12 protein-coding genes and 1 other RNA gene are annotated in these 15612 nt (G+C 47.0%); all 13 read left to right on the forward strand.

The genetic code is table 11. From position 1 onward, the window contains the following. The first annotated feature begins 68 nt into the window (after positions 1 to 68). The 13 genes from DW835_RS14640 (at position 69) to DW835_RS14705 (ending at position 15188) form a co-directional block, all read left to right on the forward strand. Positions 69 to 1751, forward strand: a complete 1683-nt coding sequence (locus tag DW835_RS14640) for a peptide ABC transporter substrate-binding protein (RefSeq protein WP_118731347.1) — start codon at positions 69 to 71, stop codon at positions 1749 to 1751. A gap of 168 nt (positions 1752 to 1919) precedes the next feature. Further along, positions 1920 to 2159, forward strand: coding sequence for a preprotein translocase subunit SecG (gene secG / locus DW835_RS14645; RefSeq protein WP_118537268.1), 240 nt, complete (start codon positions 1920 to 1922; stop codon positions 2157 to 2159). A 67-nt stretch (positions 2160 to 2226) separates the two neighbouring features. After that, positions 2227 to 4440, forward strand: a complete 2214-nt coding sequence (gene rnr, locus DW835_RS14650) for a ribonuclease R (protein ID WP_118731348.1) — start codon at positions 2227 to 2229, stop codon at positions 4438 to 4440. Between the two features lie 145 nt (positions 4441 to 4585). Further along, positions 4586 to 5056 (forward strand): SsrA-binding protein SmpB, encoded by a 471-nt coding sequence (smpB, locus tag DW835_RS14655; RefSeq protein ID WP_022152980.1) that lies wholly within the window; start codon positions 4586 to 4588, stop codon positions 5054 to 5056. Between the two features lie 87 nt (positions 5057 to 5143). Further along, positions 5144 to 5484: a transfer-messenger RNA gene (ssrA, locus tag DW835_RS14660) on the forward strand. Between the two features lie 220 nt (positions 5485 to 5704). Next, entirely contained in the window at positions 5705 to 6856 is a 1152-nt protein-coding gene (locus DW835_RS14670; RefSeq protein ID WP_347559390.1) for a DNA/RNA non-specific endonuclease, read from the forward strand. A gap of 199 nt (positions 6857 to 7055) precedes the next feature. Beyond that, on the forward strand, positions 7056 to 8060 hold the full coding sequence (bsh, locus tag DW835_RS14675; protein ID WP_118731349.1) for a choloylglycine hydrolase: 1005 nt from the start codon (positions 7056 to 7058) through the stop codon (positions 8058 to 8060). Continuing rightward, a complete protein-coding gene (locus tag DW835_RS14680; RefSeq protein WP_022312780.1) occupies positions 8060 to 8656 on the forward strand; it encodes a hypothetical protein in 597 nt (198 codons plus the stop codon). Before bsh ends, DW835_RS14680 begins: the two co-directional genes overlap by 1 nt. Positions 8657 to 8759: 103 nt before the next feature. Further along, positions 8760 to 9443 (forward strand): response regulator transcription factor, encoded by a 684-nt coding sequence (locus tag DW835_RS14685; protein WP_118540046.1) that lies wholly within the window; start codon positions 8760 to 8762, stop codon positions 9441 to 9443. Beyond that, positions 9427 to 10923, forward strand: a complete 1497-nt coding sequence (locus tag DW835_RS14690; RefSeq protein WP_118731350.1) for a HAMP domain-containing sensor histidine kinase — start codon at positions 9427 to 9429, stop codon at positions 10921 to 10923. Before DW835_RS14685 ends, DW835_RS14690 begins: the two co-directional genes overlap by 17 nt. Positions 10924 to 10947: 24 nt before the next feature. Further along, the gene (hflX, locus tag DW835_RS14695) at positions 10948 to 12231 is read left to right on the forward strand and encodes a GTPase HflX (protein ID WP_118731351.1); all 1284 of its coding nucleotides are present in this window, start codon (positions 10948 to 10950) and stop codon (positions 12229 to 12231) included. A 34-nt stretch (positions 12232 to 12265) separates the two neighbouring features. Then, positions 12266 to 14440, forward strand: a complete 2175-nt coding sequence (locus DW835_RS14700; RefSeq protein WP_118731352.1) for a hypothetical protein — start codon at positions 12266 to 12268, stop codon at positions 14438 to 14440. Positions 14441 to 14444: 4 nt separating this feature from the next. Continuing rightward, positions 14445 to 15188, forward strand: coding sequence for a hypothetical protein (locus DW835_RS14705; protein WP_147353733.1), 744 nt, complete (start codon positions 14445 to 14447; stop codon positions 15186 to 15188). The last annotated feature ends 424 nt before the right edge of the window (positions 15189 to 15612 follow it).

The following is a 15612-nucleotide window of genomic DNA, read 5'->3' on the forward strand; positions in this document are numbered from 1 at the left end:
TAGCTGTTTAATATAAAGTTATACAAAGCATAGTGCTTTTGTATGAAAAGAAAGAGGAGGATAACTTTATGAAAAAGAAGTTAGCTATGCTGCTCACCGCAGCAATGCTGGTAGGTTCTCTGGCAGCATGCGGCAGCAGTGACAATGGTTCTTCTGCAACCGGCAGTGCCAGTGCAACTGACAGCACCAAGACCGATGCAGCAGCAACCGAAGTTAGTACCGAAGGCAAACAGCTTACCGTTCAGATCGGTCCCGATCCCGAGACCATCGATCCCGCACTGAACAGTGCAGTAGATGGCGGTAATATGCTGCTTCACTCTTTTGAGTGTCTTCTGACCGTAGACCAGGATGGCAAGATCGCTCCCGGACAGGCTGAGACCTGGGAAGTATCTGAAGATGGTCTTACCTGGACCTTCCATCTTCGTGATGGATTAAAGTGGTCTGACGGCAGTGATCTGACCGCAGACGATTTCGTATACAGCTGGAAGCGTGTATGCGATCCCGTAGTAGCAGCTCCTTATGCTGAGACTGTTCTGGGTATGGTTAAGGGTTTTGCCGAGGCACAGGCAGGCGATGTAGACGCTCTGGCAGTATCTGCTCCCGATGCCAAGACCTTCGTTGTAGAACTTTCCAATCCCTGCCCTTACTTCGAGTCTCTGGCAGCATTCGCTACCCTGAGCCCTGTTCAGCAGGCAACTGTAGAGGCTAACGGCGATGCATGGGCAACCGCAGCTGAGACCTATATCTCCAACGGACCTTTCAACATTACCGAGTGGGTACCCGATTCTCACATCATTATGTCCAAGAACCCGTACTACTGGAACGCTGATGCGATCAAGCTTGGCAGCATCAAGTTCGTACTGATGGAGGATTCCAACGCAGCTTATACTGCATTCCAGTCCGGAGATGTTCTGTTCATCAAGAGTGTACCTACCCAGGAGATCCCCAGCTTGCAGGGTAACCCTGAGTTCCATGTAGATCCTATCTTAGGAACTTACTATCTGTCCCTGAACCTGGAAGATCCTGCATTCGAGAACGTTAACGTTCGTAAGGCTCTGAGCCTGGCAATTGATCGTGACTATGTAGCAAATACCCTGATGCAGGGAACCTATTCTCCCGCATACAACCTCGTAGGTGAGGGATGGGTAGATACCGACGGCAGCTCCTTCAATGCAAATGCTAACGGCGGACAGAGCTACATCTCCGATGATTTCGATGCTAACCTGGAGGAGGCTAAGAAGCTTTTAGCTGATGCAGGCTATCCTAACGGTGAAGGACTTCCTACCATTACCTATACTACCAACGATGCAGGTTACCACAAAGTTGTTGCTGAGTACTTACAGCAGGCTTGGGGCGAGCTGGGTGTTAATGTAGAAGTAAATATCGTTGAGTGGTCCAGCTTCACTCCGATGAGACGTAACGGTGAGTACATGGTAGCACGTAACGGATGGGTAGGAGACTATAGCGATCCTTCCAATATGTTAGATCTGTTCTGCACCGGTAATGGTAATAATGATGGTAAGTTCTCCAACGCTGACTTCGATGCAGCTATGAAGAAGGCAGCTTCCACTATGGATACCGCTGAGCGTTCCGCAGCTCTTCATGAGGCTGAGGATGTTCTGATGGAGCAGGTAGGCTGCATCCCTGTTGCTTACTACAATGACTTCTGGCTACAGAGCGAGAAGATCACCGGTATCTGGCATTCTGCTTATGGTTACTGGTACTTCATGTATGGTGACATCGCAGAGTAATCTGTGGATCTGATCATTCAGAATAAAAAACAAAGAACCCCTGTGAGATCGTAAAGATTTCCGGGGGTCTTTTTTATGCCGCCTTTTCGGTGCTGTATTGTAAAATGTTGTTGCAATTGTGTACAATATATGGTAATATAAAATCTGCTTGACATTAGGAGGTGTGAAATGGAAGCATTAAGAGTGGTAATCAACATAATTTTTATATTGGTATGCGTAGCACTGACAGTGTTAGTATTGATGCAGGAAGGTAAATCCGCAGGACTGGGTTCCATCAGCGGCGCTGCTGAGACCTACTGGGGCAGAAATAAAGGACGTTCCATGGAAGGTATGCTGGTGAAGATCACGAAGATCCTTGCAGTATTCTTCATGTTACTTGCAGTCGTACTGAATCTGAACGTATTTTAATCATTACGAAGGATGACACTCTTGTGTGCATGGCATACAAGAGTGTTTTGTTTTATAGAGAGGTTACATGAGTAATAACGAAATCAGAGAGAAGAGAAAAAAAGTAATTTGTGATCTGGTGAAGGATGATTTTTACGTTCCGATGAAGGAAAAGGAACTGGCAATGTTTCTTCAGGTCGCAAAAGAAGACCGGGAAGAGTTTCGTGAGATTTTACGGGAACTTTTAGCGGAAGGAAAGCTTACCCTGACCGTTAAGGGTAAATATATGAAGTCCAACGGTAAGGTTCTGACGGGAACTTTTATCAGCAATGCCAAAGGCTTTGGATTTGTGGAAGTGGAAGGAAGGGACGAGGATCTGTTCATTCCGGAGGACAAGCAAGGTGGAGCATTCCATAAGGATACCGTGGAAGTGGCACTTCTGCCTGCGAAGACCGGCAAACGCCAGGAAGCGCAGGTTATCCGTATCATTGCCAGGGGAATGACTCAGGTGGTGGGAACCTATGAGCAGTCTAAGAGTAATTTCGGATTTGTCATTCCGGATAACACGAAGATAGCACAGGATATTTTCGTGCCGAAGGAGTGGTCGAAGGGGGCCATGACCGGACATAAGGTCGTGGTGGAGATCACCGGATACGGCACGAATACGAAGAGTCCTGAGGGCAAAGTGGTGGAGATCCTGGGACATATCAACGATCCCGGTGTAGATATCATGTCTATCGTACGTGGCTTTGATCTGCCGGTGGAATTCGGCGAGAAGATCATGAACCAGGTGGAGAGGGTATCCCAGGAGGTATCCGGGGCGGATTGTGCCGGACGCAGAGATCTGCGGGATGTGAGCATGGTGACCATCGACGGAGAGGATGCCAAGGATCTGGATGATGCTGTCAGTGTATCCTTTGATGGGACATATTACCACTTAGGAGTACACATTGCAGACGTGACGAACTACGTGCAGGAGAATTCCGCGCTGGACAGAGAAGCATTAAAGCGCGGCACCAGCGTCTATCTGGTAGACCGTGTGATCCCCATGCTGCCCCATGCACTGAGCAACGGTATCTGTTCCCTGAACGAAGGCGTGGACCGTCTGGCATTAAGCTGCCTGATGAAGGTGGATGAAGAGGGCGAGATCGTGGACTATGAGATCTGCGAATCTGTGATCCGGGTCAATAAGCGGATGTCTTATACTGTGGTGAAAAAGCTGTTGGAGGAGCCAGAGTGTGTAGAGCATAACGCCGGTATGCCGGACGGAACCTCCGGGGAAGGCGTAGAAACCTCAACAGACTATTCACAGTACAGGGAACTGCTCCCTATGTTCCAACAAATGGCTGAGCTCGCGGACAAATTGCGGAAGAAGAGACAGAAGCGGGGATCCATTGATTTCGATTTTCCGGAGTGCAAGATTCTGTTAGATAAGGAAGGACATCCACTGGATATTAAGCCTTACGAGCGGAATATAGCGACTATGCTGATCGAGGATTTCATGCTCGCAGCGAATGAGACAGTGGCACAGCATTTTTACTGGCAGGAGCTGCCCTTCGTCTACCGCGTCCATGATGTACCGGATCCGGAGCGGATCCAGAAGCTGTCTACGTTCATCAGCAATTATGGCTATTACATGAAGGCGCTGGGGCGCAGGAACAGCAAGGTCTCCACGGAGGAGATCCATCCTAAGGAGATCCAGAAGCTGTTACAGAAGATTGAGGGAACTCCCGAAGAGCCTATGATCGCCAGACTGACCCTGCGCAGCATGAAACAGGCAAAATACAGCACGGAGTGTACCGGACATTTTGGACTGGCATGTCAGTATTACTGTCATTTTACTTCGCCGATCCGCCGTTATCCGGATCTGCAGATCCATCGTATTATCAAGGAACAGCTGCGGGGACGTCTGAAGGAAGAGCGCATAGAGCATTATCGTGAGATTCTGCCGGAGGTGGCGAAACATTCTTCCGAGATGGAGCGCCGTGCCGATGAGGCAGAGCGAGAGACGGACAAGCTGAAGAAGGTGGAATATATGGAACAGCACATCGGAGAGGAATACGAGGGTGTGATCTCCGGTGTCACCGGCTGGGGACTGTATGTGGAACTGCCCAATACCGTGGAGGGTCTGATCCATATTTCCACGATCCCGGGCGACTATTATCACTACAATGAGGCAGCCTGTGAGATGGTTGGGGAAGCCACCGGACGTTGCTTCAAACTGGGAATGCCGGTAAGGATCGAAGTGGAAGACTGTGACCGTTTTATGCGGACCATTAATTTCCGGCTGGTGGATAAATAAACCTATGAATCAAATGAACTGTTAGTTCATTGACAAATACGGAAAATATAGTAAACTGTAACTATTCAGAGCCGTTAAAAAGAAGCTCCGCAGGTGCGCTTTGTGAATGGGTTTCTGAATAGTTACAAGGTTTTAAGAGGTAGCCATGGCAAAAGGAAAAGAGTCCCAGAAGCTGATCGCAAACAATAAAAAAGCATATCATGATTTTTTCATTGATGAGACCTATGAGTGCGGCATTGCCTTGCACGGCACGGAAGTAAAGTCCATGCGTATGGGCAAGTGCAGTATCAAGGAGGCGTTCGTCCGCATTGAAGACGGAGAAGTATTCGTCTACGGAATGCATGTAAGTCCTTATGAGAAGGGGAATATTTTCAACAAAGATCCTCTTCGTGTGAAAAAACTGCTGCTGCATAAGTACGAGATCAACAAACTGCTGGGCAAGATCAAGGAAAAAGGGTATACATTAGTCCCTTTGCAGGTATACTTTAAAGACGGTAAGGTAAAGGTAGAGATCGGGCTGGCACGTGGTAAGAAGCTCTATGACAAGAGAGAAGCCATTGCCAAAAAGGATCAGCGCAGAGAGGCAGAGAAGGAATTCAAGGTCCGCAATCTGTGATCCACAGGCTCTGATCCTGCAATGCTTTACTGCAAGTGCTTGACAGTGTGTGTGCCATCAAGTATACTTGGTCTGACAATTGAATAAGGGGTAGTAAAGGTTTCGACAGAGGTTTTGCAGCTGGAGAAGCGAGTCGCATGGTAATGCGTTAAATGGCCAAATTAAAATTAAACGCTAACGATAATTTAGCATACGCTGCCTAATGGCAGCAGTCGGCCCTAGGGCACTCACACCTTAGGATCCCGGCTTCAAACATGTGAGAAACGACATATGCAAAGCTTTGCGCATATGGGCGTAACATGAAGCTACTGAAATGCTCAGGGTGTTTATTCCCGGGGCGAGGAGGGAATGTCAAAGAATAAACTACACTCGTAGAAGGACAGGGAATAGGCTTTTGGACACGGGTTCGACTCCCGTCTACTCCATAGAAAAAATGCCGTTTTTGCGGCACTTTTTATTTTTCGTATTGCATTTCATGTTGCCTCAACCAAATATCCGGAACGATCTTCAGGGAAGGCTATCTCTTTTGACTGTAATATACCCAAATCTGCTGAAAAAGTCAACAAAACTCAGTATAATTCACGGGTCGGATGAAGAAAAATGTGGTATAATTTCCAAAGAGTTTTACAAGGGAGTAATTGACAAGCTATGAAAATGAAACATAACAGATTTCAGAAACGTTTGATAACACAATTGTCACTATGGCTGGTACTGCTATTGACATTTACCGGCTGTGCGGAAAGCACCGTCACGCCGCAGGATAATACCTATACGATAGAGCAGCCGGCGACGATCCCCTACGAATTGCTGGAGGCATCGGAGACTGCAGCATCGGAACCCGAATCCGGACAGTCACAGGAAAACGCTTCGGATACACAAGAATCGCAGCAGGTTACATCTGCAACAGATGTTCCGACAGGAGAGGGCACGTCAGCATTTTCCCTCCGGGAGATTCCGGCATACTCCGGCACACCTTATACAGAGGTCAATGGCAACAAACCTTATTTCACAGAGGCAGATCTGACCACACAGTCCTTCGAGACATACAGCGAGCTGGACAGCCTGGGGCGCTGTGGCGTGGCATATGCCAACGTAGGACAGAACCTGATGCCGACAGAACCGAGAGGGGAGATCGGAGCCGTGAAGCCTACCGGCTGGCATCTGGTGAAATACGATAACGTGGACGGAAAATACCTATACAATCGCTGCCACCTGATCGCCTACATGCTGGCGGCGGAAAACGCCAATCCGCAGAACCTGATCACAGGAACCAGATATCTCAACGTGCAGGGAATGCTTCCTTTTGAGACGAAAGTCTGCGATTATATCAAAAATACAGGGAATCATGTCCTGTACCGTGTCACTCCCATATTTGACGGGGATAACCTGCTGGCAGACGGTGTCCTCATGGAAGCCTATTCTGTGGAAGATGTCGGAGAGGGAATCGAATTCTGTGTATTTGCCTACAATGTGCAGCCGGGGATCGGTATTGATTATGCTACCGGGGATAACTGGGCAGAGAGCAACGCGGCATCCCAGGAAGCGGCAGCACCCATTGTGATAGAAACACCGACACAACAACCCCAGACAGAAACTACGGTGCAGATCACACCGGAACCGTCAGTGCCACAGGAATCACAGGAAACTACCTATGTGCTGAATACCAACACCATGAAATTCCACTATCCGTCCTGCTCCAGCGTGGATCAGATGAAGGAGAAAAACAAAGAGATATATACCGGCAACAGAGAAGATATCATCAATATGGGATATATGCCCTGTAAGCGGTGTAATCCTTAATCGGCAAGTGAATTAGATATAGCAGAAAAGGAACCTTCGAGATACTGATAACAGCCTCGAAGGTCCTTATTATTTGCTTAGTAAAGATAAGAATATGATTTGCGTCAACAGTTTTCGTATACTTGCAAACATTCTGCAAATGCTATAGACTAAGACTAGTTTCTATATCTATTTGAATCAGAACAAAGGAGTATATGTTATGTGTACAGCGGCAACTTATAAATCACAGGATTTTTATTTCGGCAGAACTTTTGATTATGAATTTAACTATGGGGAAGAGGTAACGGTAACACCACGCAATTATCCTTTTCCGCTACGGCATCAGAATGCCCTGACGGAGCATTATGCCATGATCGGCATTGCTCATATGGCAGGGGATTATCCTTTGTACTATGATGCAGTGAATGAGAAAGGACTCGGCATGGCGGGACTGAATTTCCCGGGAAATGCAGTATACAGCAAAGTGCAGACAGGTAAGGACAACATCGCCCAGTTTGAGTTCATCCCCTGGATTCTGGGGCAGTGTGCCAATGTGCAGGAAGCCAGAGTATTGTTATCCCATATCAATCTGGTGGATACGCCCTTTAATGAAAAATATCCGGTTTCTCCACTGCACTGGATTCTGGCAGACAAGGAAGAGGCCATTACGATCGAGTCTGTGCAGGAGGGACTGAAGATCTATGACAACCCGGTGGGAGTATTGACGAACAATCCCCCGTTTCCAATCCAGATGTTTCGTTTGAACGATTATATGTCCCTGTCTTCCGAATCACCGACAAACCGTTTTTCCGCAGATCTGAAGCTGAAGCCGTACAGCAGAGGCATGGGAGCCATGGGACTGCCCGGGGATCTGTCTTCTGCATCCCGTTTTGTACGGGTGGCATTCACGAAGATGAATTCTCTGTCCGGATTGTCTGAGTCGGAGAGCGTCAGCCAGTTTTTCCATATTCTGGGGAGCGTGGATCAGACCAGAGGATGCTGTCAGCTGGACAAAGGGGAGTATGAGATCACTATCTACACTTCCTGCTGCAATGCAGACAGAGGAATTTACTATTATACGACCTATGAAAATCATCAGATTACTGCAGTAGATATGTACCGGGAGAATCTGGACAGTGATCGTCCTGTCCATTACCCGCTGGTACAGGGAGAACATATTTTATTGCAGAATGCTGCAGCAGGAAGCGCGGAGGAAAATCAGTAATGGATGTACAGAAAGAACAGGAGCAGCAAAACCGGACGGATCATGTAGTGTCCGGTTTTGCATTCTATTCAGAGAAAGATGCCAGACTGGCAGAGCAGGAGAGACAGAAGATTGCTTATCTGGATAAGCGGATCGATCGGACAAATCTGGAGTCCGTACTGGTTATTTATAAAAAAGCATTGGATGACAGGGTGTTCCGCACTCCGGTAGGTTTGGAATACCTCAGGGAATTGCAGGGAGAACTGAAAGCAGAGCAGGATCTGTTGGGAGAAGAGATTCCGCCTATCCCTCTGTGGACGAACTTTGCGGACACCAGGGAAAAAACGTCTCCTGCCAGAAGAAGAATCAAACCGGCACCGGAAGAGAATAAAAATACGACGTTCCGGCTGTCTCTTATTATGAATATTGTGATGGTCATTGCAATTATTGCAATGTTTATCATCACGCTGAATTCCGATCAGCCCAATGTCCTGAATTATGAAAGAAATCTGCAGAACAAATATGCCACCTGGGAGCAGGAACTGACCCAGAGGGAGCAGACGGTACGGGAAAAGGAAAGAGAATTACATATAGAGACCGAAGTTTCACAAAATTGACATATTTACACGCTATAGTGTTACTATTCAGGAAAGCCTCGAAGAGGCGATTTTGCGAATGGGGCTGAATAGTTACTATCTCAAGATAGGAGGGTGAGGGTGTATGGACAGACTGAAAGTACTGGTAGTAGATGATGAGAGCAGAATGCGTAAGCTGGTCCGGGATTTCCTGGTAAAGAGCAATTTTGATGTGCTGCAAGCCGGTGACGGTGAGGAAGCACTGGATATTTTTTATAAAGAAAAAGATATTGCACTGATCATTCTGGATGTGATGATGCCGAAGATGGACGGCTGGCAGGTGTGCCGGGAGATCCGGGTGAACTCCAAAGTACCGATCATCATGCTGACAGCCCGCGGAGATGAGAGAGACGAACTGCAGGGATTTCAGCTGGGAGTGGACGAGTATATTTCTAAGCCCTTCAGTCCCAAGATTCTGGTGGCCCGAGTGGAAGCAATCCTGCGCAGAACAAATCAGCTGGGACAGGAAGAGGCTCTGACCTGCGGCGGCATTACCGTGGATAAGGCGGCACACCGCGTGATCATTGATGGAAAAGATGTGGATCTAAGTTACAAGGAATTTGAACTCCTGACCTATTTTATGGAAAATAAAGGCATTGCCCTGTCCAGAGAAAAGATCCTGAACAATGTGTGGAACTATGATTATTTTGGGGATGCCCGTACCATAGACACACATGTGAAAAAACTGCGCAGCAAACTGGGCGAGGAAGGCAATCTCATAAAGACCATATGGGGCATGGGGTACAAGATGGATGAAACAGCGGAATAAAGAACAAAAGAGAAAAGTACATTCTATCAGGGGACAGTTTGCCTGGATCTTTATCGGCCTGATGATCGGTACGATCCTGCTGTGCCTGATGATCAACTATTTATTTCTGGGAAAAGTCTATATGCAGAGCAAACTGGATGTTATTCATGATGCTTACGGAACCATCAAGCAGGCAGCGGAGAGCGACAGCTATGACACGGAAGAATTTGCCAGAGAACTGGATGATGTGTGCAGAAGCTACAACATGACGGTATGCGTTATGGATGTGAATTCCAATATGAAATATGTGTCCATCAACGGCGGTGAGAGACTGGAAAACCGCCTGATCGGTTATGTATTTGGACTCAGCATACCTTTCAATGACCAGAGGGTGATCGAGAACGGCGATGATTATGTGATCAAGAGAACCGGACAGGAGGACAAGGAATATCTGGAAATCTACGGAAGACTGAATACCGGCATTTCTTTTATTATGCAGACACCTCTTTCCAGTATTCAGGAGAGTGCAAAGATCGCCAACCGCTTCTATGCCCTTGCAGGATGTCTGGGAGCAATGGCGGGTGGTATTATTATCTGGTTCGTCTCCCGAAGTGTGACCAAGCCGATCCTGGAACTGAATAATATTTCGGAACGGATGGTACAGCTGGATTTTGAGGCAAAATATCAGGGGAAGGCACATAATGAGATCGATCTGTTGGGAGAGAATATCAATAAGTTGTCCGATTCCCTGGAGAAAACCATTTCGGAACTGAAGACAGCGAACAATGAATTGCAACGGGACGTGGAGAAAAAAGAAGCCATTGACGAAATGCGCAAGGAATTTCTGGCCAATGTATCCCACGAACTCAAGACCCCCATTGCGCTGATTCAGGGTTATGCGGAAGGGCTGCAGGAGGAGATCAATGACGATCCCGAGAGCAGGCAGTTCTATTGTGATGTCATCGTGGACGAAGCAGCGAAGATGAACAACATGGTGAAAAAGCTTCTGACCCTGAACCAGCTGGAATTTGGTAATGATGTGGTGGCCATGGAGCGGTTCGACCTTACGGCGCTGGTGAAAAATTATATCCAGTCAGCGGCAATTCTGACAAAACAGCATGAGATTACTGTGCGGATGGAAGAGTATCCGCCGATCTATGCATGGGCGGATGAATTTAAAATAGAAGAAGTGTTCATGAACTTTTTCTCCAATGCGGTCAATCATTGTGAAGATGATAAGATCATCGAAGTGAAAATGGAACAAAAGGACGGCAAAGTACGGGTATCTGTATTCAATACAGGCAAACCGATCCCGGAGGACTCTATTCACCATATCTGGGAGAAGTTCTACAAGGTGGATAAGGCCAGAACCAGAGAATACGGAGGCAGCGGTGTGGGATTGTCTATCGTGAAGGCCATCATGGAATCCATGAACCAGCAATTCGGTGTGAACAATTACAACAACGGCGTGGAATTCTGGTTTGAGTTAGAGACAAAATAGTAAATATAAAGGATATATTTTTATATGAGGGAAGAACAGATACAGGAGGCACCGGTAAAGGTACTGTTAGTCGGTGTGGATGTCGGTGAAGAACCGGATTTTGAGCGTTCCATGGAGGAACTGGCAAGTCTGGCGGAAGCTGCGGAAAAAGAAGTGGCCGGTCAGATTGTACAACGGCTGGATCATGTCAATAAAGCGTTATATATCGGCACCGGAAAAGTGACAGAGGTGCGCAGGCTGGCAGAAGAATGCGGGGCACAGGAGATTGTGTTTGATAATTCTCTGACACCTTCACAGGTAAGAAATCTGGGAAATGAACTGGAACTGCCGATCATCGACCGGACTAATCTGATCCTGGATATATTTGCCATCCGGGCCCAGACAAGAGAGGCAAAATTACAAGTGGAGACAGCCAGACTGCAATATATGCTGCCGAGACTGGTAGGAATGTATGATGCACTGAGCAGACAGGGCGGTGCCAGTGGCAGCATGAGTAATAAGGGCACCGGTGAGAAAAAGCTGGAACTGGACAGGCGTAAGATCGAGCATCGTATCACAGAACTGAAAAAGGAACTGGAAGATGTGGGACGTACCAGAGAGGTGCAGCGGAAAAAGAGGCAGCAGTCCCGCATCCCGCAGGTGGCTCTGGTAGGATATACCAATGCGGGAAAGTCTACAATTCTGAACCGTATGGTAGAGCAGTTCGGCGAATTGCCGGATAAAACGGTCATGGAAAAGGATATGCTGTTTGCTACACTGGAGACCAGTGTCCGCAGTGTGGATACCGGACATAATAAGCCTTTTTTCCTGACGGATACGGTTGGATTTATCAACAAGCTGCCCCACGGACTGGTAAAAGCCTTCCGCTCTACACTGGAAGAGGTGAAGTATGCGGATCTGCTGATCCAGGTGGTGGATTTCAGCGATGAAAATTACAGACAGCAGATGCAGGTAACTGCTGATACCTTAAAAGAACTGGGAGCAGGTGACATTCCGCAGATCATAGTGTATAATAAGGCAGACAAATGTGAGATGGAACCACTGCCGCAAAAGAGACAGGACAACTGGTATCTGGCGGCAGGACTTAATATCGGTATCCGTGAACTGGCAGAGGCTGTTGAACAGAAAGTCTATGCGGATAATGCAGAGTGCGTATTTCTGATCCCGTACAGTGCAGGAAATGTGGCTTCCTATCTGATGGAACAGGCGCAGATACTTTCCAGAGAGTATAGGGAGGACGGTATTCTGATCCATGCGGACTGCCATAGACAGGATATGGACAGATACAGAGAGTATATAGTGTTATAAGATCACAGAAATTACAATGAGGGAAGGATAAAAGATGGAGACCAATACACAACAGGAACGAGCAAAGAGACTGGAACAACAGGCAAGAGAATACCTGATGCAGTCCAATGATCCGATATTTACCAGGTATTTACAGCAATTACTTCCAAGAATACAGAGACAGCCGGAATATGTAGAACAGCTACAGGCAGAACTGGATAAAAGCGTGGAATTCTGGTACCAGAGACAGCAGATCAATGCAAACAGAGGCGGAGAAACCGGAGCGGAGTCATCTGTGCCGCAGCAGAGTGTACCACAGGAGGCAGCCGCCGGAGAACAGCAGACAGCCGGGCAATCACAGACACAGCCAGTGGGGCAGTTTACCATGCAACAGGTGCAGGCACCGGTGACGCAGGCTCCGGCACAGAAGAAGCAGAATGCGGAATATCTGGTCGCAACCATTGCATTGTCGGTGGTTGGCGGAATCTTTATTCTGACCGCACTGGTATTGCTTGGTATGTATTTTATGAACGGCTGGATCAAAGGTATTTCTTTATATGTGGTTTCTTTGGGAGTGGTACTGACCGCAGAATTACTGATCCACAGAAAGCTTCCGAAACTGGCCCGGATCTTTTCGGCTATCGGCATAGCGGCGTTATATCTGTCGACCATGATCAATACGATTTCCCTACATAATTTCGGTATGCTTCCTGCAGCGGCGATCATTGCAGTGATCACAGTGGGCACGGTTTTACTGAGCAGAAAAAGGGATTCCCTGATACACAGAATGCTGGGAATCGCAGCATGCTGGCTTTGCGCGTATCCGCTTTTCGGTTCTTCATTGCTTTCGGAGCCGGAAGGCCTGCTGGTGCTGGCATTGATTCTGTTACTGAGTGTACTGAGCATCTGTGTGCCGGTAAGAAGATATCATACGGCTTCGCAGTTGATACAACTTGTCAGCACTACGATCCTTTTCCCGGTAACGGTATCCTGTGTGATCAGTACACAGGGAATGCCGGTCTGGGTGACAGCAGCTGCGTTTGGAACCTTTTTCCTGATCGCACATCTGATCCTGATAGTGCAGAGCAATTACATATTAAAAGAAAAACAGGCGGGCCATGCAGTGAATGAAAACGGCTTGCTGGCAATCTATATAGCATTTCTTCTGGTAGCCGGAATTACAACCGGTACGGCGATGAACAATTATTGGGGAAGAGCGGAGAACGACGCGTATATCGGAATCATCGCCCTGACGGGAATGGCGTTTGTAGTCGCGGTTCTTGCGGGAATTGCCATACGTGGAACGTGGAAAAAATGGCTGCCCTGTTACTTTTTCAGTTTTGTTGCGGTATGTGCCTTTTCTGTAATAGAAAGTAACTGGCCGATACTCATATGCCTGACAGCGTTGCTTTTACTGACGAAGATCCTGACCCGTTTTGCGGAAGGCGGACTGAGGGCACTGGATGTGATCGTTACATCACTGTACTGTATTGAACTTCTGGCAAACGGAAAGGAAATACCGTATGCATACCTGCTCCTTGCGGGAACCATCCTCAGTATGTTCCTGGTCTATGGATGGACAACGATACAGGAGCTCCTGCTTACTTTTTCCCTGGCATTTTTTGCAGCGGCCAATTTGATGCCGATGCTAAAGCTGCCGGCTTTTGCGGGGATCCTGTTTGTAAGTATATTGCTGTTTAATAATGTGAAATATATGCGCGGGAAAAACATCCTGGTATTTAATGTAGTTGTAATGGTGGGGCAGATCGGAGCGTTGATCGCTCTGGCAAATCCGGTGTACCGGAACTCTTATCTTACTTATCTGTGCATGTTTGTGTTTGTACTGGCTTATCTGGTACTGACATTGCAGGAGAGATACTATAAGAAGTTTAAACACAGAGAACTGATCATTGTGATCTTTCTGACCTATATGGCACTGATCGTTAAGACCAATGTTCCCGTGATCAATAGTGTTCTGATCATGCTGATTGCGCTGGTAAGTGTAACACTGGGCTTTTTGAAAAAAGATAAGCCGGTAAGAATATATGGACTAGTGCTTTCTTTGTGCACTTGTGGTAAAATAGCATTATATGATTACTGGGGAGCACCGGTATTGCAGAAAACGGTCCTTTTCTTTGCAGTGGGTGTGATCGCACTGGCGATTGCCGGGATTTATATCGTACTTGAGAAAAATACAGGAAACAATGGAAAAACAGACAGGGAAGGATAGAAGAATGACAGGAAACAAAAAGAGGATTGTATGCGGAGCGTTATTGTGTGTAATGGCGCTTGGCATGACAGCCTGCGGAAATGAAATTCCGGATCTGACAGAAGCGGAATCACAAAGAGTCGGAGAATATGCGGCGGTAACTCTCTTAAAATATGATGCGAATCACCGGAGCCGTCTCGTGGACCCGGAAATCGTCATTGCAAAACTGGAAAAAGACGCGGCCAAGGAAACCGGAAGACAGGAGAATGCACAGACGGAAGAGAAGCCTGCGGAATCGACTGCTTCAGAAGCCCAGGCACCTACCGCACAGGAGGATATTACCACCAGTCTGGAGGATTTCTTCGGACTTGCGGAGGGAGTGACCTTGACATACAGAGATTACCAGATAGCAGACTCTTATCCGGAGGACGGATCTTCAGAGGATTATTTTGCGTTGGATGCATCCACCGGGAAAAAGCTTCTGATATTGAACTTTGAACTGACCAACGGAACAGACCAGGAGGAGAATGTTGATTTCCTGAGTACCGCATCCAGATACATCATTACTGTAAATGACGGCACACGTGGAAATGCATTGACCACAATGCTGCCCAATGACATGTCTACGTATGTGGAAACCATGGCTCCCGGTGAGACACAGGGATTGGTCCTGCTACTGGAAGTAAATGAAGATATGGCAAATGGGATACAAAACATTTCTCTTCGTCTCAAAAATACATCAAATGAATATACAATTCAACTTTTATAGGCATATATACTGTAAATTATGAGAAAAAGAGAAAAGACAATAAGATCCAAAATGACAAAAAAGCCCATGATTATGGGCTTTTTTACTGCTTTTGCAAAATTGTTTGAAAAATATGCAAAATAATGTTGACAAGTGGGGCACAGGGTGATATACTCAGATTCGTTGTTGAGGCAGCGCCGAGACAACACAACAGCTCGAAAGAAACTTGAAAAGATTTCAAAAAAAGTTGTTGACAAAGTCTGACAGATATGTTAGCATGAATATCTGTCACGGAAAACAAAGTTTTCCAAGACGAAAAAATATTTCAAAAAGTTGTTGACAAACGAAAGCGGTTATGATAAGATATCAGAGTTGCCGCTGAGAACAACAGCAACAAACGAACAAGCTCTTGCGAAGCAAGAGGTTATGATCTTTGACAAATAAA

Source organism: Clostridium sp. AM34-9AC (genome assembly GCF_003480225.1).
GTDB classification, from domain to species: domain Bacteria; phylum Bacillota; class Clostridia; order Lachnospirales; family Lachnospiraceae; genus Acetatifactor; species Acetatifactor acetigignens.